Annotated in this window: 19 protein-coding genes; 17 read left to right on the forward strand and 2 right to left on the reverse strand. The window is 49.5% G+C overall.

Features of this window, described 5'->3' with window-relative positions:
• The first annotated feature begins 153 nt into the window (after positions 1 to 153).
• The 6 genes from BP97_RS40045 (at position 154) to BP97_RS0100355 (ending at position 5,591) form a co-directional block, all read left to right on the forward strand.
• The gene (locus BP97_RS40045; RefSeq protein ID WP_156043101.1) at positions 154 to 312 is read left to right on the forward strand and encodes a hypothetical protein; all 159 of its coding nucleotides are present in this window, start codon (positions 154 to 156) and stop codon (positions 310 to 312) included.
• A 47-nt stretch (positions 313 to 359) separates the two neighbouring features.
• On the forward strand, positions 360 to 782 hold the full coding sequence (locus BP97_RS0100335; RefSeq protein WP_028547327.1) for a hypothetical protein: 423 nt from the start codon (positions 360 to 362) through the stop codon (positions 780 to 782).
• A 45-nt stretch (positions 783 to 827) separates the two neighbouring features.
• A complete protein-coding gene (locus BP97_RS0100340; RefSeq protein WP_028547328.1) occupies positions 828 to 1,985 on the forward strand; it encodes a transglutaminase domain-containing protein in 1,158 nt (385 codons plus the stop codon).
• A gap of 169 nt (positions 1,986 to 2,154) precedes the next feature.
• Positions 2,155 to 2,868 carry an HAD-IA family hydrolase gene (locus tag BP97_RS0100345; protein ID WP_197035390.1) on the forward strand — a complete coding sequence of 238 codons (714 nt, stop codon included), beginning with the start codon at positions 2,155 to 2,157 and terminating at the stop codon, positions 2,866 to 2,868.
• Between the two features lie 21 nt (positions 2,869 to 2,889).
• Positions 2,890 to 4,932: a peptidoglycan D,D-transpeptidase FtsI family protein gene (locus tag BP97_RS0100350; protein ID WP_028547330.1), complete on the forward strand. Its 2,043-nt coding sequence runs from the start codon at positions 2,890 to 2,892 to the stop codon at positions 4,930 to 4,932.
• 119 nt (positions 4,933 to 5,051) lie between these two features.
• Positions 5,052 to 5,591 (forward strand): hemerythrin domain-containing protein, encoded by a 540-nt coding sequence (locus BP97_RS0100355; protein WP_036745294.1) that lies wholly within the window; start codon positions 5,052 to 5,054, stop codon positions 5,589 to 5,591.
• 37 nt (positions 5,592 to 5,628) lie between these two features.
• On the opposite strand, the gene BP97_RS0100360 is transcribed toward BP97_RS0100355, so the two are convergent.
• A complete protein-coding gene (locus BP97_RS0100360) occupies positions 5,629 to 6,861 on the reverse strand; it encodes an aminopeptidase (RefSeq protein WP_028547332.1) in 1,233 nt (410 codons plus the stop codon).
• A gap of 300 nt (positions 6,862 to 7,161) precedes the next feature.
• Here BP97_RS0100360 and BP97_RS0100365 point away from each other — a divergent pair, with 300 nt between their 5' ends.
• From BP97_RS0100365 to BP97_RS0100380, 4 genes are read left to right on the forward strand one after another with little or no spacing between them, the layout of a single operon-like run.
• The gene (locus BP97_RS0100365; protein ID WP_051620245.1) at positions 7,162 to 8,085 is read left to right on the forward strand and encodes a metal ABC transporter solute-binding protein, Zn/Mn family; all 924 of its coding nucleotides are present in this window, start codon (positions 7,162 to 7,164) and stop codon (positions 8,083 to 8,085) included.
• A gap of 32 nt (positions 8,086 to 8,117) precedes the next feature.
• Positions 8,118 to 8,885 (forward strand): metal ABC transporter ATP-binding protein, encoded by a 768-nt coding sequence (locus BP97_RS0100370; protein ID WP_028547334.1) that lies wholly within the window; start codon positions 8,118 to 8,120, stop codon positions 8,883 to 8,885.
• Positions 8,886 to 8,891: 6 nt separating this feature from the next.
• Entirely contained in the window at positions 8,892 to 9,860 is a 969-nt protein-coding gene (locus BP97_RS0100375; protein ID WP_028547335.1) for a metal ABC transporter permease, read from the forward strand.
• The gene (locus BP97_RS0100380; protein WP_028547336.1) at positions 9,857 to 10,741 is read left to right on the forward strand and encodes a metal ABC transporter permease; all 885 of its coding nucleotides are present in this window, start codon (positions 9,857 to 9,859) and stop codon (positions 10,739 to 10,741) included. The genes BP97_RS0100375 and BP97_RS0100380 overlap by 4 nt, the downstream gene beginning before the upstream one ends.
• 12 nt (positions 10,742 to 10,753) lie before the next feature.
• Here BP97_RS0100380 and BP97_RS0100385 read toward each other — a convergent pair whose 3' ends face one another.
• Positions 10,754 to 11,809 (reverse strand): LacI family DNA-binding transcriptional regulator, encoded by a 1,056-nt coding sequence (locus BP97_RS0100385; RefSeq protein WP_028547337.1) that lies wholly within the window; start codon positions 11,807 to 11,809, stop codon positions 10,754 to 10,756.
• A gap of 161 nt (positions 11,810 to 11,970) precedes the next feature.
• Between BP97_RS0100385 and BP97_RS34710 the strand changes: the two genes are divergently transcribed.
• The 7 genes from BP97_RS34710 (at position 11,971) to BP97_RS0100420 (ending at position 22,038) form a co-directional block, all read left to right on the forward strand.
• Positions 11,971 to 13,380, forward strand: a complete 1,410-nt coding sequence (locus tag BP97_RS34710) for an FAD-dependent oxidoreductase (protein ID WP_064745642.1) — start codon at positions 11,971 to 11,973, stop codon at positions 13,378 to 13,380.
• A gap of 136 nt (positions 13,381 to 13,516) precedes the next feature.
• Entirely contained in the window at positions 13,517 to 15,136 is a 1,620-nt protein-coding gene (locus BP97_RS0100395) for a response regulator (RefSeq protein ID WP_028547338.1), read from the forward strand.
• A gap of 16 nt (positions 15,137 to 15,152) precedes the next feature.
• Positions 15,153 to 17,009: a sensor histidine kinase gene (locus BP97_RS0100400; protein WP_051620246.1), complete on the forward strand. Its 1,857-nt coding sequence runs from the start codon at positions 15,153 to 15,155 to the stop codon at positions 17,007 to 17,009.
• Positions 17,010 to 17,128: 119 nt separating this feature from the next.
• Positions 17,129 to 18,094, forward strand: a complete 966-nt coding sequence (locus BP97_RS0100405; protein ID WP_036745295.1) for an ABC transporter permease — start codon at positions 17,129 to 17,131, stop codon at positions 18,092 to 18,094.
• 14 nt (positions 18,095 to 18,108) lie between these two features.
• Entirely contained in the window at positions 18,109 to 18,984 is an 876-nt protein-coding gene (locus BP97_RS0100410; protein WP_028547341.1) for a carbohydrate ABC transporter permease, read from the forward strand.
• Positions 18,985 to 19,064: 80 nt separating this feature from the next.
• Positions 19,065 to 20,606, forward strand: coding sequence for an extracellular solute-binding protein (locus BP97_RS0100415; protein ID WP_028547342.1), 1,542 nt, complete (start codon positions 19,065 to 19,067; stop codon positions 20,604 to 20,606).
• A gap of 88 nt (positions 20,607 to 20,694) precedes the next feature.
• The gene (locus BP97_RS0100420; protein ID WP_028547343.1) at positions 20,695 to 22,038 is read left to right on the forward strand and encodes an FAD-dependent oxidoreductase; all 1,344 of its coding nucleotides are present in this window, start codon (positions 20,695 to 20,697) and stop codon (positions 22,036 to 22,038) included.
• Positions 22,039 to 22,041: the final 3 nt, after the last annotated feature.

Consider the following 22,041-nt stretch of genomic DNA (forward strand, 5'->3'; position numbering starts at 1 on the left):
TATCTCATGTTTGTGTATCGGTTCATTGGATTGCCTTATCATTACTTTTACGTGACAAGCAGTAGGGTTAGTACCATTATTTTGCAACTCTTTATGACCCAATGCGTACAAATCAATGATAGGCACGCTGATGAGCAAGAAAGGCGGCTTATAGTGGATCCGTTTATACTCATGATGGTAGTCATTATCGTTCTTTTTGCCTTGTTACGGTTAAGATCTACGTTTCGCAAAGCAAGACGGGAAGACAAGTCGGAGCAAATTCAAAGAAAGCTTGAGGAGCTCAGGCGCCGTAGAGAAGAAGATAATCAGTAAGAGTACGGCTACAGGAAATCAGGTTAAGATTAGGGGAGAGATGGAAGTTGGATTTTTTGGTATCGTTTTTACAAGAGCGTTGGTTTATTATTGTTGCGGCGATTGTCGTCTTGTTTCTGGTTATTAAAATTGTAAAGACCGTTGTGAAATGGATTATCGTGTTGGCTGTTATTGCGGGGCTCTTCTACTATGGTGCCAACTATAAGGACCAATTGCTGGATGTCGGCACTGCCGTGACGACGGAGGCCAAGAATCAAGCCATCAAAGCGATTTCCGGGGAAATGAAGGATGCCGAGTATAAGCAAAATCCGGACGGTACGTTTACTGTAACGACGAAAAGCTTGAAGCTGGAAGGAAACCCCGGGTCCAATGAGGTCAAGGTTACCTTTATGAATCAAACCTTTACGATGAAAATGGACGAAGTAGTTAACGCGCTCATAGAACAAGCGAAAAAAAATACTAAGATATAAGCTGGACACTAATACGTTCAATGATGAGTTAAATGGGGTGAGAAGGTGACGGATTGGATCGGCGTTATCGGAACGACAAACTGGATTACTTTACTTTTGGCGGTAACGCTGGGGGCATCCGTCATTCAAGGAATGCTTCGCGGAGCCTCTTCCTCTGCACGTCATTTGATGCTTATGCTAGCGGAAGCCGTAGCCATTGTGGTTAGTGTGCTGATTGCCTGGCGGCTGGCATCTTGGTTGTCCCCGCAGGTTCAGACTTGGCTGACCTCGCTTCAACTAGCTGTTCCTGCAAAGGAGATCGGATTTTTCGAGCAGCTGTATTATACGTTTATGACGAGTATGAGAGATTTTACACTGCTTCGTTATGGTGTGTTATTCGTCCTCGGCTATGTATTGATGAAGCAGGTGCTGTACCGAATCATCGATCCCGTAATGGATGGCTGGGTTGCGGAAACATTGAGGCATGAGGCAAAACGGCGCGGAGGCGCCCCAACGATAATCAGTAGTATTCTGGGCGGAATCATCGGCTGTGTAATGGGAGCCGGACGCTCTTTACTTATCATTGCCGTCTTGTTTATCGCCGCCTCCTTATTCCCGCAAACACCGGCCGCCAATTACATTCAGGCTTCGAATTTGTACCAAAAAGGTGCTAATGAGATCATCCGGCCGGTAACCGGAGATTTTCTCACTAACAGGCTTCCGGTATTCACCAGAGCGGTTGAGCAAGAGTTCGATAACATACTGCAGCGCAAGTATGAAGTGCTGGATGCCAAGATTCCGAACGACATTGCGGAGGCCGCCAAAGAAGTAACGGCCAAGGGCAGCAGTGACGAGGAGAAAGCTCAGCTGCTGTACAAATGGGTGGGTACGCGGATACAGTACGATTGGGATAAAGTTAACTTGTATGAGCAGAGACGGATTTGGAAGGAGCAAACTCCGGAAGAGACGTTCGCTACCAAGCAGGGCGTCTGTATCGATTTCTCACGCTTGTATGCCGTTATGGCTCGATCCGCAGGGCTTGATGTGAAGGTAGTAACGGGACTTGGTTACGACGGACGTGGTGGTTACGGTCCTCATGCTTGGAATGAGGTGTACTTGTCGGAGAGTAAGAAATGGGTTCCATTGGACTCGACCTGGGTTGCCAGCGGAGGGAACTGGTTTAACCCACCTAATTTTAATGAAACGCATATTCGCGAAGCTTAAATATGGGAAGGCCGGTCATCCTCGTTTATGTTCAGAGGATGCCGGCTTTTTCTCTTTCGGGTAAATTGTGATAAACTACTGTATAGCCGCGATTTAAGCGGGATGATGTCGAATGTTGGATGTTTTATGGCTATTTTTAGGCGAAATACGGCAAAAGGAGTATTGATTGATGTTACCAAAACCTATAGAAGCGTATAAAGCGGTCTTTTTTGACGTGGGAGATACGCTGATGACTATACCAGCTTCAAGAATTATTATGCAGCAATATTTGGCAAGCCACTCCCTTCACCGAGGCGAAGAGCAGGTGGGGGATTTGTTCACTGAAGCGTTCCGATTGTTTTATTACGGAAAGCAGTTAGACCCTTTTGAAGTGTGTACGCCTGAATCGGATCGCGCTTTTTGGATGAAGCTGTACAACTACATATTGGAGAAGCTGGGGGTTCACGAGGAAGAGTGGACAGAGGATCAAATTCATGAGTGCAGTCACGGACTGTATGATTTGTTCACGGGCCCTGAGCCATACCAATTGTTTGATGACGTCCAAGAGAGCATTATTGCGCTTAAGGAGCGTGGCTTTCAGCTCGGGATTATTTCCAATTTTGCCGCTACATTGCCGACTATTCTGGAGAATAAAGGCATTCTGCATCACTTTGAGCCTGTTATTGTATCTACGCTGGTCGGTTTGGAGAAGCCGGACCCGGCCATTTTTCATTTGGCATTGGAACGTTCCGGATTGGCGGCAGCCGATGTACTGTACGTCGGGGACCATGATAGAAACGACATATGGGCTCCGAATCAAGCGGGCATCGATGCTGTCAAAATCAAACGTTACGATTACCACTCGGGCACTGGCATTCATTCTTTACGTGAGCTGCTCGCGTAATTTTAAAGGAGCTGTCACATCATGAGAAAGTCCATGTCGACGGATGATCCGCAAAAGCACGAATCGAACAAGCGGCGTCATTTTACCGTTCGGATTAATTTATTGTTCTTTTGTACGTTCTTTTTATTTTCAGTTCTCATCGTTCGGCTGGCTATTCTGCAATTTGTGGAAGGCAAGCAGCTGAAGGCGGAGGAAGCCCAGACGACTAAACGGGATACGCCAATCGCTCCGATACGCGGCAATATTTTCGATAGCAACGGTTACCCTCTCGCTTATACGAACTCAACTCAATCACTGTATTTCCGTATGGAGTCCGACCAGAAGAAGGATGAAGTTATCGTTTTAGCGCAAAAGCTGGAGAGCTTGTTCAAGCAGTTTGGCGACCCTGCCAAAACTCCGCTGACAGCTGCGGACATTATTAAGTCGATGGACGTTGGTTACGATCTGGACAAAAAGTCCACCACATCTCCGAGCTATTCCTTCGTACCGCGGCGGATTAAATCCGGTTTGACGGATAAAGAGATTGCGTATTTGCTCGAGCATCGTGATGAGCTGAAATGGCTGGAGGTTATGGAGGAAAGCATCCGGAATTATGATCCGGGGCAAATCGCCGTTCAACTGGTAGGTTATATGCGGCCGTTTTCTCAAGCGAGGGAGCCTAAGAACGGGCTTGATTTTTATAAAAATAAAAACAATACCGACGGCTATCTGGATACCGAGGATGTCGGGTACGACGGTATTGAGCTGATGTATCAGGAAGATTTGCGCGGGAAAAACGGGATGAAGACCTACCCTGTCAACGCTTCTCAGAAAATCATCGGTAAGGTTTCCATTGAAGCTCCTAAGAAGGGGAATAACCTTACTTTAACCATCAATAAAGACATTCAGCAGGTTGCCGAACAAGCGATTATGGATCAACTGGCTTATGCCAAGACTTCAACTGCCCGCGCCTCGCATTATGGTTATGCGCCAAACGCCAAAGCCGGCTATGCCGTCGCCATGGAGGTCGATACAGGACGCGTTGTGACTATGGCCAGTATGCCGGATTATTACCCGGGCGTATGGAGCGGGGGATTGACCGGAGATGAATACCGCCGTATCCAGCCATTTATTAACAACGGTACGATAACGACAGCTTACCCTGACTACTCGGAAAGTGAGCTGAAGAATCATCCGACGTCCATCGTGTATGTCGGGTCGATCATCAAGCCACTGTCCGTACTCATAGGGCTTAACGAAGGATTGTTCGGGGTCGGCACGACTTACAACGATACGGGGGAGTTCAGCTATGGTAAAGACAATAACGCCAAGCTGACGAACTCGGACCGGGCAGCTTATGGCCCGATTAATGCTGCAGATGCAATCTGGCATTCCTCGAATACGTTCATGTCAGCAATGATTGGTAACCCGCTCTATATGCGCAGCGGACAAAAGGCTGTTGATATATGGGAGTCCTACTTAAACAAGTTCGGACTTGGCGTATTGACGGGCAGCGGATTGCCACGAGAATCTTCCGGTATCAGCGAATTCAAGACGAATACGAAGGAGACGCTGCAGTCCCGGATGGTATATGCTTCCTGGGGCCAGAACGAGAAATATACGACCATGCAAATGGCGCAGTATGCGGCGACGTTAGCTAATCGCGGTAAGAAAATGAAGCCGCTCCTGGTCGACAAGATTGAAACGTATGACTTCCAGCCGGTTAAGGAAATCAAGCCGGAGGTGTTGGAGGAAACTACGTTCCCTAACGCTTACTGGGATTCGATTACAAAAGGGATGCTGAAGGTTAACGTACAAGGCTTTGATGGGTTCCCGTACTCGGTTGCCCGCAAGACGGGAACGTCGACCCAATCGGTCGGTGGCAAAATGATCGATAATGCGGTCTTCATCGCCTATGCGCCTGCCGAGAAGCCGAAGCTCGCTATAGCGGTAGTCGTTCCGGAGGGTGGCTTCGGAGCGTGGAACGCAGCTCCAATTGCTCGTAAAATTTTCGATGCTTACGACCAAGCCTATGGCCTGGACGGTGTGCCTAAAGGAAATAAAACGGATGCGCCAAAACCTTAATCTATCGTGAAGATTAAAAAATGGGACCAAGCATATGTGATAAGTCGCACATACAACCAAGGGGTAGTGGAGTAATCTTTAAGGAATAGATTATTACACATTCCTTGGAGGTGCGATACATGAATATGCCCTACAAGCCTCAGGCTGTAGAAGGAACCGCTCATTATACAGAGCTTTCCGAGCTGGTGGAGCGTTTGAAGCAGGAGCATGCCGAATTAATGCAGGTACTCCTTGATATGAAGGAACAGTCGATACAGGCTGAACAAGAACACGACAAGGGTAAAGCAAGAGGGATGCTGGTGCATTTGAGGCTTTGGGCAATGGCGTTTCAGGAGGAGCTGAACCGTCATTCGGAGTGGGAAGAGCAAGAGCTGTATCCATTTCTTAACGTCTATTTCCACAAGCACAACAGGCCTACGATCGTACCTTCGCTATGGATGCTCGAAAAGGATCACGAGCTGGCGATGGATCACTTAAACTCGTTTTTTAGAGCCGTCCATGCGCTGAAGCCGGACTCCGATGCGATGCAGATCAAACGCGCGGGAGCGTATTTAACTCATGCGTGTCGTATCCTCATAGATCATTTAGAAAAGGAAGAGCAGTTTGTTTTTCCTTTGACGGAGCGGGTACTTACCGATATCGATTATTTATTTTCATAAACAAAAAAAGGGGGCGCATAGCGTCCCCTTTTCACACCTAAAACGCCCAGTTACCATTACGGAACACTGGCTCTTCCTTGCCATCCGCCGTCACGCCGAAAATATCCATTTCCGCGGAGCCGATCATAAAGTCGACATGGGCCATGCTCGTGTTGAGACCCCGTTCCTTTAACTCCTCCTGTGACAAGCCTTTACCGCCCTCTAGACAAAATGCATAGGCGCTGCCGATAGCCAAATGGTTCGATGCATTTTCATCGAAAAGCGTGTTGTAGTACAAAATATTCGATTGCGAAATGGGAGATTGATGAGGCACAAGCGCCACTTCTCCAAGGTAATGGGAGCCTTCGTCCATTTCGACGAGCCCTTTCAGCGTTTCCAAGCCTTGTTCGGCAGAGACGTCGACAACACGGCCTTGTTCGAACGTTAGGGTGAACCCGTCGATAATATTCCCTCCATAGCTTAGCGGCTTGGTGCTGGACACCTTGCCGTTAACACCCGTTGCGAGTGGAGCGGTAAAGACCTCCTCGGTAGGCAGGTTGGCGACGAATGCATTCCCTTGCTCATTAATACTGTCAGCCGCTACCCAGATATGGCCTTCCGGCAGCTCGATGGTTAAATCTGTACCCGGTGCCAAGTAGTGCAGCTTCTTATATTTTTTGGCGTTCAAATAGTCTGATTTTTCGTTTAAGGTGCGAATATGGGTTTCCCATGCGGCTACAGGATCGGCCTGATCGACGCGTACGGTTTTGAGAATAGCTTCCCACAGCTTGCTTAGCTGCTCTTCTTCCGAAACGTTCGGGAACACTTTGGCTGCCCAAGCTTTGGACGGAGCTGCAACGACACACCAGCTGAATTTATCGGACTGCATGTACTGACGATATTTGGCCATCGCCTTACCATAGGTTTTCTGATGATTCACAATCCGTTCTTGAGGCACGCCTTTAAGCAGATCGGGATCAGATGAAATCACACTGATGACCGCGAAACCTTTCTCCGCAAGCTCCAGCATTTCCCCTGCATACCATTTAGGCTCTTCCAGGAATGAAGCGTCTGGCGCCAAATCATACCGCAGACGGGCAACTGTATCGTCAGACCAATTCACTTTGACTTGATAAGCGCCGGCTTCATAAGCTTTTTTGACGAGCAAACGGACAAGCTCCGCCGCATCGATAGCCGCGTTAATGACCAAGATTTGCCCTTTTTGAATATTGACACCGATGTTTACAATGATGTCGGCATATTGATTCAACTGCTGTTCGAAATTTGCCATCAGAGGCCTCCTGTTAAAAAATGTTTTCTTTTTATCTTATCAAAAATAGGGGAAGAACTCCAAGTTCCATGAGAAGGACTTTTGAAAACAGAAAAAAGTTGAATGATTATGGAATAATTGTTGCACTAGAGAAACTTTTTTGTATATAATAAACTAAAGTTGCATAAAGGAAACAAAACTTGTACAAGGAAACATTTGGGCTTAAGGAAAACATTTTAGCGTTAAATAAACATTAATTGATCTGGGGGAGTGAAGTACGTGAGGAGCAGAGCCATATCGTCATCGTTCAAGAGGTTCATTATGACACTGATGTTTTTATCTGTAGCTGTTGCATTAACTGCATGCGGCAATGAGGGGAAAGGGCAGACCAAGGGCAGTGAAGTGGAAGGCAAAATCAAAATTACGACGACTATTGGTATGATCTCCGATGTAGTAAAGCAGGTAGGGGGACAGCATGTAGAAGTAACCGGTTTGATGAAATCGGGTGTGGATCCGCATCTTTATAAGGCTTCTCAAGGAGATGTAAAGAAGCTGGAGCAAGCGCAAATGATTTTTTATAACGGTCTTCATCTCGAGGGGAAGATGGTGGAAATCTTCGAGAAAATGGCGAAGGATAAGCCGACGGTGGCTGTATCCAAAAATATTCCCGAAACGCAGCTGAGAGGCTGGGAGGGTGGAGAGGCGTCTCACGACCCTCATATATGGTTCAATGTCAAGCATTGGATCTCGGCTGCTGAAGTCATACGGGATGAACTGAGCAGGTTCGATTCCGCGCATTCTGGGGATTACACAATCAATGCGGAAGCTTATATCAGGCAGCTGAAAGAGCTGGACCAGTACGCGATGACACAAATTGGTTCGATTCCTGAAGCGCAGAGAGTGCTGGTAACCGCTCACGATGCATTCGGTTATTTTGGAGATGCTTACCACATTAAGGTCATGGGGCTTCAAGGAATTAGCACAGCATCCGAATACGGCTCAAAGGATGTCAGCGATTTACGGGAATTTCTGGTCAGAAATCGGATCAAAGCAGTGTTTGTAGAATCCAGCGTTCCGAAAAAGTCGATTGAAGCGGTCATTGAAGGCGCCAAAAAACAAGGTCACGAAGTGAAGATCGGCGGAGAATTGTTCTCCGATGCAATGGGCGAGGACGGTACTCCGGAAGGAAGCTACATCGGGATGGTGCGCCACAATGTCGATACGATAGTGAAGGCATTGAAGTAAATAAGACCAAATTGAACGGGAGTGGTAAAGGTATGAAGCGTGAAGAAGCACCTTTGAGCATTGAAAATTTAACGGTAGCCTATCAGAAAAAGCCTGTGCTGCGTGAGATTTCCTTTTCCATTCCGGAAGGGAAATTAATCGGTATCGTCGGCCCGAACGGGGCGGGCAAATCGACGCTTATTAAAGCGGCGTTGGGTTTAATCCCACGGGTTACCGGAGAGGTATCCATTTATGGTAAACGTTACACAGAGCAGCGTAAGCTGGTGGGCTACGTACCGCAGCGCGAATCGGTAGACTGGGATTTCCCGACAAGTGCGTTGGATGTGGTAATGATGGGCCGTTACGGGCACTTGGGTTGGTTTAAAAGACCAGGTGCCAAAGAGCGGCAAACGGCGATGGACTGCTTGGAGAAGGTCGGCATGGCCGATTTTGCCGGAAGGCAGATCAGCCAGCTGTCCGGGGGGCAGCAGCAGCGAATATTTCTAGCGCGGGCGCTTGCGCAGGATGCGCGTTTGTACTTCATGGATGAACCGTTTGTCGGCGTCGACGCCGCAACGGAGAAGGCTATCATCACCCTGCTTAACGAGCTGAAGAAGCAAGGGAAAACCGTACTGGTCGTACACCACGACCTCGCTACGGTGAGGGAATACTTCGACTGGGTGATGCTGCTTAATGTGAAATTGATGGGAATCGGACCCACGCAGGACATTTTTACTAAGGATCATTTGCAGGAAACCTACGGCGGCAGATTGGCGCTGTTAGAACGAGACGATGAATCGCTTATCGTCAGTGCGAGGTGAGGATAGATGGCAGGGATAAACTGGCTGGAGCTGTTAACGGATCCGAATACACAGTGGATTTTGCTAGGAAGCATTCTGCTTGGCTTGAGCAGCGGGGTGCTAGGCAGCTTCGCTTATCTGCGTAAGCAAAGCTTGATGGGGGATGCTCTGGCACATGCGGCGCTGCCGGGAGTCTGTATTGCTTTTATGCTGACCGGCTCCAAATCGATCGTGTTTTTCCTTATTGGAGCGGCTGTTTCCGGCTTGATCGCTACATTTGGTGTCGGCTTTGTCACAAGAAACTCCCGAATAAAGCAGGATTCTGCGCTGGGGATCGTTCTATCGGTATTTTTCGGTCTCGGTATTGTGCTGTTAACGCAAATTCAGCATGGCAGCAGCGGCAATCAAAGCGGTCTGGATAAGTTTTTGTTCGGGCAGGCGGCATCTATGGTACACAAGGATGTTGTTATTATGACGGCAGTCGCCGGTGTGCTCTTGTTAGTCTGCGCCTTGCTATTTAAGGAATTCAAGCTGCTTAGCTTCGACTCCGGGTTTGCGAAGGGATTGGGTTATCCTGTTACTTTTCTGGAGCAGTTCATGATGTTTCTGATCGTTGTTGCGGTTGTTGTCGGCATTCAGGCAGTAGGTGTCGTATTGATGTCGGCGCTGCTTATTACACCTGCGGTTACGGCAAGGTATTGGACCGAACGTCTCGGCGTGATGGTCGTACTATCCGGTTTCTTCGGTGCCGTCAGCGGTTTTGTAGGCACGTTGGTCAGCACTACGGCTAACAATATGCCAACGGGTCCTCTTAGCGTTCTGGCAGCGACGGTTTTATTCGTTGTATCGGTGCTCGTGGCGCCTAGAAGAGGGGTGCTCTCCAAAGTGCTCCAGCGGCTGTCGGTTAGAAGAGCGGTGTTGGAGGAAAAAGCCTTGCTCCAAAGGGGTTTAGAGAGAGCTTCGTTTGAAGCCGGAAAGGAGGGGCGGGGAGCATGAACGATTTTTGGATTATCGTTACAGCGGCGCTTGTTGCTTGCTCCTGCAGCTTATTAGGCTGCTTCCTCGTACTGAGGCGCATGGCTATGATAGGGGATGCAATTAGTCACTCCGTGCTGCCAGGCATTGTCATCGCTTTTCTGATAAGCGGCTCGCGCGACTCGTTCTTTATGCTGTTAGGAGCATCCATACTTGGATTGATCACCGTGTTCCTCATCCAACTGTTTCAGCAAAGCGGAGTGCAATCGGATGCCTCGATAGGCGTTGTATTCACGGCACTGTTCTCCATCGGTGTCGTACTGGTAAGTATGTATACGCGCCAGGTGGACCTTGATTTGGACTGTGTGCTGTACGGTGAAATTATCCGGGTACCTTGGGATACGATAACCTTGGCAGGGATGGATATCGGCCCGAAGGCCGTCTGGATACTCGGGCTAGTGCTGGTGCTCAGCGGAGCGGTTATCGGATTATTTTATAAGCAGTTTAAAATTTGCTCCTTCGATCCGGCGATGGCAGCTGCAGTAGGCATCCCAGTCGTTTTGTTTCATTATTTGCTGATGGGACTCGTCTCCGTTACAACGGTTGCTTCTTTTGAGAGTGTAGGAGCCATTCTAGTCGTAGGCATGCTCGTAGTTCCTGCAGCAACGGCCTACTTGCTAACGGAGCGGCTCGGCATCATGATTGTCTACAGTATGATTGTAGGCATCATCAGCGCGGTAGCGGGCTATTATGTATCCATGCTGCTCGACGCGTCGATTGCTGGCTGCATGATTACGGTAGCTGGAGCCATGTTCGTGCTGGCCTTGCTGTTCTCTCCGTCTCACGGCGTCGTCTGGCGGAAGCTCAGACAACGCCGAAGCATAATGGAAACAACCGCCTAATCTTCAAGGGTGTTAGTCTGGACACTCGTCGTGTGGCCGGGTTGTGCTCCCGACAAACATTTCACATTGAATACGAATATGCTCATAGGGTAATGTCGGATTGGCTATCCGCCACAGCATTCGGTCTGCGGCGCGGTAGCCAGTTTCGCGTATCGGCAAGAGCGGGCGCGTGAATACAGGAAGCGTGCTGTCTTCGCGCTGCTCGTTCAGAAAGCCGATTAGGGACACATCTTCAGGCACTCGCAGCCCAAGCTGCGTGCAAAGCCGAATTATCAGCGGCACTTCTCCGTCGATGCCGCAAATGATTGCACTGGGTTTATGCCGCTTCAATTGCCCTTCTAGCTCATCAAGCCATTCCGCCTCGGGTCTTCGATGGTGTGTGGAGTGAAGAGCAGGATCAATGGCTCCTCCATATTCGTTCATGGCTTGGCAGAAGGCTTGCCAGCGGAGAGCGAACCCCCTTTGCAGTTGGATGTCCCCCACATACATGATGTTGGTATGCCCAATGTTGCGCAAATAGGCGACCGATTGATAAGTCGCCTCGTAAACGTCCCAAATGACACTATCCACCCTGGTTCCTGGGGGAGGAAAGCTGAGCAGCATACGAGGCATGTCAAGCTCGAACAGAGGCTTCTCCCAAGCTTTCGGCAGTATGCTGGGAGCGATAAAGACTCCGTCGGCATAATGGACTTCATGCTCTTCCAGCCATCGTCCCATAGCTTTTTCGCGGATTTTTTTGGGCAGCAGCAGCGTATTGATCTGATGACCGAAGGAAGCGAAGCGTTCATGCAGCCCTTCAAGCAGCAAGCGATTGTAATTGACAGATTCCTGAGTTTGAACGAGTAGGAAGCGCTGTCTTTCTATTGGATAAGGGGCGATATGCTGCAGCCGCAGACTGCGAATCTGTTCCTTCGTGTAATAACCCGATTTCTCAGCCGTTAGGACAATAAGCTGTCGGGTCGCTTCGGACATTCCAGGCTTGCCTTTCAGCGCTTTGGATACGGTTTGTATAGTAAGCCCCAGTTCATTAGCTATTGTTTTCAGCGTTACTTTTTTGCGGACCGGCATGCCTACGACTCCTCCTCGTATTCCCCATCGTTCCTCAAATTAGCTTCATCGTACCATGTTCTCTTTTTTTAGTGAAACTAAAGTTAAACTAGTTCCCTCCAACCGGAAATCTATAATGAAGGTAAATAACCCCGCGAGTCGGGTTAAGGAGGATGTTCAAGATGTTATCGAATCAACAATCGACGGTTACCGTTCCTTCCCAGCAGTTGCCCGTATCGTATACTCCCGATGTGGTAGTTGTAGGAGGCGGTCCATCAGGCATCGCAGCAGCGATCGCGGCAGCGCGCAATGGAGCCGATACACTGCTTATTGAGCAAAGAGGATATTTGGGGGGCATGGGAACAGCAGCATTAGTTCCGGCTTTTTGCCCGTATACAGATGGGGAGAAGCCGGTCATCCGCGGAATCGGCTTGGAGCTGCTGGATAAGATGAAGCAGGCGGCGGGAGCCGATTTTCTCAGTCGATACAAGGAGCGGCTGGATTGGGTACCGATCGATGTGGAAACGCTCAAACGCGTCTACGACGATGCAGTGCTCGAGAGTGGAGCGAAGCTGCTCTTCCATACGTTCGCCGATCAGGTTCTTCTTGACGGTGACCGAATTCAAGGGCTTGTCATCAGCAACAAGACAGGCCGCTCCGTCGTACAGGCGAAGCTGTACATTGATGCAACGGGCGATGCGGATCTGGCTGCGTTAGCCGGGGTTCCATTTCTGTTGGGAGGAGATCAGGGAGAACTTCAACCGGGCACGATGTGCTACGTCGTCACAGGGGCCGACAAGAGTCGGTTTAACCAGTTTATCAAGGAAACGGGGCAGGGAGGCCAGCTGGAAAAAACGATAGTGGAAGCCCAACAAAATGGCGATCTTCCAGACGGACGGAAGCGGGTTTCCGGTATTGCCTGGATTTCGGATTCGGTAGCAGGCTTCAATTTTGGTCATATTTTCGGAATCGACGGCTCCAAAGCGGAGGATTTGACCCGTGCTGCCGTGGAAGGGCGCAGGCTGATCGACACGCAAATCCGATTTTTGCGCAAGTATGTTCCTGGCTTTGAGAACGTATTTCTCGTTCATTCGGGGGATCAGATCGGCATTCGAGAGACACGGCGCATAGCAGGAGATTATACGCTTGTGGTGGACGACTTTTTATCTATGAGAACGTTCGAGGACGATATCGCAAGAAACTCTTATTTTATCGATATTCATCTGGCTAATGCCTCAAGCACGATGACGATCAAGCATTTGCCGAAAGGACAATCGCACGGTGTGCCTTACCGCTGCATGCTCCCGCTGGGCAAGTCGAATTTGATCGTCGCAGGGCGGTCTGTCTCCTCCGACCGTCCGGTGCAGGGCTCGCTTAGGGTAATGCCCAATTGCTTTGCCATGGGGCAGGCGGCAGGAACAGCTGCGGCGATGGCCGGTGTGTCTGGAGCAGGCTTCCGCGACGTCCCGGTGAAAGAGCTGCAGCGTAAGCTAGTTGAGCAGGGAGCTTGGCTTGGTGAGCAGCCGGGACAGGCTGATAATGGTATCACGGTAGCCGCGGGACACGTCACCTACGAAGAGGAAAATGCTTAAACCGGTCTGTTTGAAATGCTGCTAATGCAGTTCATTATATGGATTCAGCCCTCGGAGTTTTTTGTCTCCTGGGGGCTATTCTCTTTTGTACTCCTGTAAGATAATGAAATCAAAATCACGAAGGGAGGCCTTCCTCATGTATAAGCTTGTCATAGTGGATGACGAACCGCACGTCCGATACGGCCTTCGACACTATTTTCGCTGGAGCGATTTTCATATTGAGGTAGTAGACGAAGCAGACGACGGACATGCAGGCCTGCAGCTGGTCGATAGCGTTAAACCGGATATCGTGCTGACCGACGTTCGGATGCTGCACATGGATGGGATTCGGATGTCTACAGAAATCCGCGCGAAATACCCGCATATTAAAATTGTGTTTGTAAGCGGTCACGACGATGCGGATTACTTGAAATCTGCTCTGCAGGTTAATGCCATTGACTATATATTCAAGCCCGTCAACTTGCAGGAGCTCGAGACGGTAGTCAAGCGTGTCACCGATGAGCTGGAGGAGGAGCGGAGAGAGCAGAGCCTTATTGCTGATATGCAGGTAAAACTGACCCAGAGCATGCCTTTGTTGAGGGAGAAGTTTCTTATGTCGATAATTCGAGACGGAGCGGCACAACCGCTGCGGCTGCAAGAACGCCTTGATTTTCTCGGCCTGAGACTTCCTGTGACAGCGTCGTATTGGGTTATCATCGTGCAGATCGACGATAGTGCCGATGTCGTTGACGTTCGTTCGGCCCGGGATCAGCAGCTGCTCGCCTATGCGGTCTTGAATGTATGCCAGGAGCTTATTGCGCGCTACATGGAAGGATATGCTTTCGAGAACCGAAGCGGCGAATACGTCGGGATCGTATATGGCCATAACGACCGTGAGGGAGTGGAGGACCAGTTGTTTTTGCTCGCCGAGGATATTCGGGACAACTTGGCACGCTGGTTAAAACTTAGCGTAACCATAGGTGTGGGGGAGAGGGTATCTGGATTGAACGCCTTACCCGTCTCGTATATGCGTGCTAGGGAGGCGGCTGATCGAAAATGGTATTTGGGCAAAAACCGTATCATCACAATGGACAGCTTGGAAACGGACGAGGACAGCCCTTACCGCTTCGATATGTCGCAGAACGAGCGATTTTCGTCGGCTTTGAAGGCGGGAGACCCGGATCCGCTTCTTCAGGAGCTGGATATATGGTTTGAGCGTATAGCTCGAAACCGTAAGGACGGGTTTCATTACGGGAGGATTTTTTCACTTGAGCTGATCTTGCTGTCAAATCGCCTGCTGCTTGAGCTTAATATTAACGACCGTGAGCTGGAGAAGAGGGAGACAGAGCTGTGGAGCCGGATTCATAGGCAGGAAACGATTCGGGATGTGCGTATGCTTCTCGAAGAGCATCTTTTAGAGGTTTGCGAACGCATTCAGGATAAACGGAGTGGTAAGGCCCGTAACGTCATCGAACGCATCCGATCGGTGATGGATCAGCGGTATGCCGAGAATCTCACTGTAGCCGACATAGCGGCGAGCGTCTATTTAAGCTCTACTTATGTGAGTCTTCTGTTCAAGCAGGAAACCGGAGAAACGGTATACGAATATTTGACTAAGGTGCGTATCGAACGGGCCAAGGAGCTGCTGGGCGATCCCCAATACAAATTTTATGAGGTATGCGAGGCGGTCGGCTATTCCGATCCGAGCCACTTTAGCAAAATTTTCAAGAAATATACCGGCGTCACGCCGAGCAGCTTCAGGGATCAGTTGACATAAAAGGGGATCGATGCGGATGATTCGGATGAAAAGGGCCTTCCCTAGATGGCTGTACCACCTGCCAGCGCTGCTTCGCGGCATGATTGAAGCCAGAAACTGGCTGCTGGCTTACGTCCTGCTCATCTTAGTGCCAGCAGGTTTTCTGCTCTATACCTATTATCAAAAAACTTCCGCCATTCTGGAGCAGGAGGTCACAAGAACGATGCTGCAAACGATCAAGCAGGCCGGGATTAACCTGCAGTATCAATTGGATCGTGTGCGCGATACCTCCAACTCTTTGTTTATGAGTCCCAGTCTATATAAATATTTGGTTGAGTCGGATGAGGCTTTTCCCATTGATGTGATGAAAAACTTGCGATCACTGCTCGAGGTTGCGGAGAACAATGAGAACGTTTTCCGGGTCCGATTGTTCGTCGACGACTCCAAGCTGTACGCCGGAGAGAAGGTTAATTTTTTTTCAGTGGAATCACTGAAGGGACGCCCGTGGTATCCCCGAGTTCTTGAAGCGAGCGGCACGCTCGTATGGACAGGGGCTTACAACGAGCATTACATCGATAGGGACGACGCCTACGTATTTTCCGCAGCGCGAATGCTGCGAGATCCGACGCGGTACGACCGGTTTGCGGGAATCCTAATCGTCGATATGAACGAGCGGACAGTAGGCGATTTGCTTGATAAGGTGGAGCTGTCCAAGCCCAAGTCGCTGTATCTTATGGACAAGGACGGTACCCTCATTTGGCATTCGGATAAATCCAGAATCGGCCAGCCGGCCGCAGCTCCAGAGCTCCTGTCAAGAATCGCCTCGGCCCCGGAAGGAATAGAGAAGATTTCACAAGGCCATGAGGGAAAATATGCTGTCTATACGTCCATAAGCAATACGAATTGGAAGCTGGTAGCGGAAGTGCCGGCAGGTGAAATTTCACGTCAAGCAGTGACACTGAACCGTTTTTCGGGGGCAGCCGTTCTATTGGGTGTTTCCGTACTATTTCTGCTGCTTGTCTTCGTGCTGTTAGCCTTCGTGATCCGCGGAATGAACCGCAGAGTACAGCTCGTCATTCGTGCTATACACCGGGAAGGCATCGAGCGGTTGGATGATTATAACGTTAGGGAAGGGGGCAGCTTGAATCTATTGGAGAGGAGCGTCGACCATATGATGCTTAAGGTCAAAGGATTGATGGAGGAGACCTATACCGCCAAGGTTCAGGAGAGGGAGGCCCAGCTTCGGGCGTTACAAGCCCAGATCAACCCGCATTTTTTGTACAATACGCTCGATATGATCAATTGGATTGCGGTAGGTCGCGGGGCAACGGATATCAGCCAAATGATCGATGCGCTGGCCAAATATTTTCGGCTTAGCTTGAACAAAGGCAAAGACAATGTGAGCGTCGAGGATGAGCTGAATTTGGCAAGAGTCTATCTGGAGATTCAGCAGAGCCGATTTCCGCAAAGCTTTGATTTTACTATTGAAGCGGATCCGGGGGTGATGGACTTAATGATGCCCAAGCTGACACTGCAGCCGATCGTGGAGAACGCGCTTCTCCATGGTATCCGCAAATCCGGTCGGGGAAGAGGCTTCATTCGTATTGAAGGTCGGTGGGAAGGTGAAGCCTTGATGCTTTCCGTTACGGACGACGGGGCAGGGATGGAAGAGAAGCTTGCAGGGAGACTGTTGGTGGAGCCACCTTCTCAAGCTCGAATCGATGGCACCGGCAGCTCATATGGTCTTTTCAATGTGAACGAGCGCATCCGGCTGTTCGCGGGTGATGGATACGGACTATCCATACGATCTAGACCAGGAGAGGGAACTAGGGTCAAAGTGCTGCTTAAGCCAGTAAGGATCAAACCAACGCATGATAGCGGGTTAGATAAATGAGTTCTTGCAGCTCTTCCGAAACTCCATAGGATTGAACCAGAAACCATAGCTTTACCCTCTACAGACGTTTGCTGCCGCCTCCTATAATGAGAATATAAGCATTTGGAGGTGACGCTACCATGAGTAACACAACGGCTGCCGAAATCGACAACAAGCAGGCGGCAAGAGTTAACATTAAGCAGGATGGCCGCTGGAAGCTATTCCGAAGCCATCTCGACATGTATATCTTGCTGGTGCCGGGTCTTATCTTTTTGTTTCTGTTCAAATATGCGCCCATGTACGGCATTGTTATTGCATTTCAGGACTTTAACATTTTCGATGGGATTTCGGGCAGTAAGTGGGTAGGACTAGAGCAGTTCAGCAAGCTGATAAAGTCGGAAGAATTTATTCAGGTGTTTCTGAACACCTTGCTCATCAGCATGTACAAAATCGTATTGCTGTTCCCGATCCCGATCGTCGTGGCGCTGCTGTTGAACGAGATTCGGAGAATGTTCTTTAAACGAACGGTTCAGACCATCATTTATTTGCCGCACTTCTTATCCTGGGTCATTATTTCCGGATTGTTCATCAATATTTTGTCGCCTTCCGGAGGACTCATCAATCAAATGATTGCGTGGTTTGGGATGGAGCCGATCTCCTTTTTGCTCGATAATGACTTTTTCCGCAGTGTCGTCGTGTTCACGGCAGGCTGGAAGGAAGTCGGCTGGAACGCCATTATTTTTATAGCCGCCATTGCCGGCATCGAGCAGGAGCAATATGAGGCCGCAGCCATTGATGGAGCAGGACGAATCAAGCAAATGTGGTACATCACGCTGCCAGGCATTTTGCCTACTATTGTCCTTATGTTCATTTTGCGGATAGGCCATCTGCTGGAAGCAGGCACAGAACAAATTTTGACGTTGTACAATCCTGTTGTTTATCAAACCGGGGATGTCATCGGAACTTTTGTCTACCGTATCGGTCTTGGCAAAATGGATTACAGCTTCAGTACGGCTGTCGGCCTCTTTAACTCGGTGGTGGGCTTCCTGCTTATCGTATTTGGCAATATGCTCAGCAAAAAACTGCTTCAGCGCAGCATTTGGTAAAGGAGGGACTACCGATGAGCAAAAAAACGATCGGCGACATTAGCCTTGATTTGTTCTCCTACACGGTTCTCTTGCTGATGGCTGTAGCTACACTGCTGCCCTTTGCCAACGTGCTATCCAAATCGGTAAGCGAGGAATGGGCGGTTGTCTCAGGTAAAGTAGGTATTTTGCCGGTGGGCTTTCAGCTAAAAACGATGGCCTACGTTGTAACGTCCAGCCAGTTTCTGAATTCGTTTCTCATATCCGTGCTAGTAACGGTCACAGGCACGTTGCTTTCCATCCTCATTACGGCTGTGACGGCGTATCCGCTGTCCAAGAGGCATCTTCCCTTTATGAATGTCATCATGGTGCTGTTCGTCTTTACGATGATGTTCAGTGGAGGCATCATACCGAATTACTTGCTAATGAAAAATCTTGGACTCATCAATAGCTTATGGTCCTTGATTCTTCCAGCCACGATCAGCGTGTTCAATCTGCTGGTGATCAAAAGCTACTATGAGAGCTTGCCGGAGGCGTTGGAGGATTCTGCGAAAATAGACGGAGCGCGCACCTTCACGATTTTGTTTCGCATCATTTTGCCGCTTAGCGGTCCGGTTATCGCGACGATTGCTTTGTTTTACGCCGTGTATTATTGGAATGATTTCTTCAACCCGATGCTGTACATCAACGACCCTTCGCTCAAGCCGCTCCAGCTGTATCTGCGAGATATCGTCATGGATGCCGACTCCTCTTCTGCCCTCAACAAGAGCGTGGATGATTTGATGAATGTTTCCCCCGAAGGAGTGCGCGCAGCTACGGTTGTCGCTTCAACGGTACCCATCTTGCTCGTATATCCGTTTTTGCAAAAATATTTCATTAAAGGCGTGCTGATCGGTTCCGTCAAAGGGTGAATGAAGGGATAGGTTTCATGGGCCGGTGTACCGGCTTGAGGAATTGATGCCATAGAGGACAAATCCAAGGAGGGTTCTACATGAACAAAAAGAAATGGCTTGTCTTAGCGCTAACGGCTGTAACGCTTATTTCCACCGCATGCTCTTCAACCAAAGGAGGGGGTGGGGATACCTCCAAAGCATCTTCCAGCAGTACGGACTCCGGAAGCAAAAACGAAGCGAAGCCGCAGCTCAAATCACTGCAAATATGGCAGAAGGACGATTACAATACGTATCCGGTTGCCAAATTGCTTGAAGAAAAAACAGGCTACAAGGTTCAGTACGACATGCTGCCGCAGGACAAACCGCAGGATAAGCTGAACCTGCTCATTGCTTCTTCCGAGCCCTATGATGCCGTAACGACAACGGGGGGTAGCGAGTTCAAAGCGATCTATGCCGATTATGCCAAAAAAGGTGCTTTGACCGACCTTGGCCCATTGATCGATAAATTTGGTCCGAACATTAAAGCGTCGATTTCCCAGGCGACACTGGATGCGGCCAAAGTCGATGGCAAGCTGTATGCGATTCCAACAACAACACTTTCGTTTGCTAGCACCAGCCTCATGATAAGGCAGGATTGGCTTGACAAGGTAGGAATGAAAGCGCCTACAACATTGGATGAGCTGGTCGCCGTGTTAAAAGCGTTTAAAGAGAAGGACCCTGGCGGTAACGGGGATAAAAATATTCCGTTAACCATTAAAGGCGACGATCCTATCGTGGCCAATATTGCGGGCGCCTTCGGACTGCCTAACTTTTACAATGATTTGAACGGCAAGCTGACTCCCCGAGTGCTAGATCCGGGCTATAAAGAGTATGTATCGTTTATGACCGATTTGTTCAAGCAGGGCTTGCTGGATAAGGAATTCGGAGTCAATAAGGATGCAACGATGAAGGAGAAGTTTTCAAGCGGAAGAGCGGGTATGATGCCTCTGAACTGGTCTGATGTACCGACAGTGGCTGATGCGCTGAAGAAAAATCAGCCGGATGCCAAGATGATCTTTATTCCGACTCTAAAAGGGAAAGATGGCAAAATGGGTCACTCCGCATCGGCCGGGTTTGATCGAATCACCTTTATTCCTAAAGCGTCCAAACATCCCGAGGATGCGATCAAATGGATGAACGCCAAGCTGGACAAAGACACGTTCAAGCTGATGGCTATTGGCGAAGAAGGTAAGCACTATACGTTCAAGGACGGAGCGTATACTCCGATATTGCCGATCTTTACCGATGAGCGTAACCAGGCGAACAACTTCCTCATGGGAGTTGACGAGAAAAATTATCCGACCTATTGGCAGGCGCGCGTACGTAAAGATCCCCGTTTATTCGAGGCATGGGAGTATTTGAATGTGAAGCAGCCGCCGGAAACCAGAAAAGTGGATATGCTCGGTATATCTCCATTCATGCCTGAATACTCAAAGAACTTTCAACAGCTCAATACGATGGTAAGTGATTACACCGTGAAGCTGATCTTTGGCGCCGAGCCGCTCAGTGGTTTGGAGGCATTCCAGCAAAAATTTAAAGCAGCCGGCGGAGATGCGAGCTATAAGGAAGTCAACGACTGGTATGCAACCGTAAAAAAGTAATCGACACAGTAAGGGAAAAAAACTTCAAGCAGGCTGGCGCACAGGAAACTTTGTGTCAGCTTGTTTAAGCATAAAGGAGCGGAATTCAATGGATAAAAGGATTATCGCTGACGTAGTTGTCTGCGGAGGTGGGCCAGCAGGCGTCAATGCCGCGATTGCGGCAGGACGGAGCGGAGCTAGAACCGTTCTGGTGGAAAGATACGGGTTTATCGGAGGCATGTCTACTGCCGCTCTGGTATATCCGTGGATGACCTTTCACACGACAGAGGGCAAGCAAGTTATTGCAGGTATAGCGCAGGAAATGATCGACCGACTGAAGGAACGAAATGCATCACCGGGCCATGTTCGCGACACGGTGGGCTTTGTCCACACGATTACTCCATACCATCCGGAGCATTATAAGATTCTTGCGTTAGAAATGCTGAGAGAAGCCGGAGTGAAGGTGCTGCTGCACAGCTTCGTCGATCAGGTAGACGTGGCGGAAAGCCGAATTCAATCGGTTCAGCTAACGACTAAATCAGGGAAAATCCAGGTTCAGGGGAAAGTATTCATCGATGCGACCGGAGACGCGGATATCGCTTATTTGGCAGGAGCACCTTGCTTGCAGGGACGGGATGGGGATCGCTTGACCCAGCCTATGACGATGAAGTTCCGTATGAGAGGAGTAGATTTGGAACGGGTGAAACAGTATATGCTGGAGCATCCGGACGAGTTTTATAAAAAAACACCGTTCGAAGAGCTGCCGACGCTTCCGTTAAGCGGTGTGCTGGGATACTACAAGCATTGGAAGGAAGCGAATTTGCCGATCAACCGCGATCAGGTGCTGTTCTTTACAGGACCGGAAGCGGATGAAGTGCTGGTGAATACGACTCGCGTTCAGGGGCTGGACGGCACGGACGTCGAGGATTTGACGGAAGCAGAGGAGCTGGGGCGCAAGCAGGTGCTTATGGTTGCCGAATTTATGAGGAGCCGTCTACCGGGATTTGAAAAAGCTTCCCTCTCGTCGGTCGGCGCGCAAATTGGCATCCGTGAAACGAGACGGATCGACGGTGTATACGCACTTCAGGTTGATGATGTCGTACAAGGTCGCAGGTTTACCGACGTCATAGCTCGCAGCGGTTATCCTATAGATATCCATGACCCGTCAGGTAAAGGGGTTACCGCAGCCTGGGTGCAAGGAGACGGAGCTTACGATATTCCATATCGATGCCTGCTCCCGCAGAAGCTGTCTAATCTGCTGACCGCTGGACGCTGTATTTCGACGACTCATGAAGCGCTGGCGACAACCCGGCTTACCCCGAGCTGTATGGCCACAGGGCAAGCGGCGGGATCGGCTGCAGGCCTGGCTGTGAGAGACGAAATCACTGTTTCCGATGTGGATATTCAAGAGCTTCAATACATCATGGAAGTAGATGGCGCTTTACTTAAATAAGGG

The sequence above is a fragment of the Paenibacillus sp. UNC451MF genome, assembly GCF_000686845.1.
GTDB lineage: Bacteria > Bacillota > Bacilli > Paenibacillales > NBRC-103111 > Paenibacillus_S.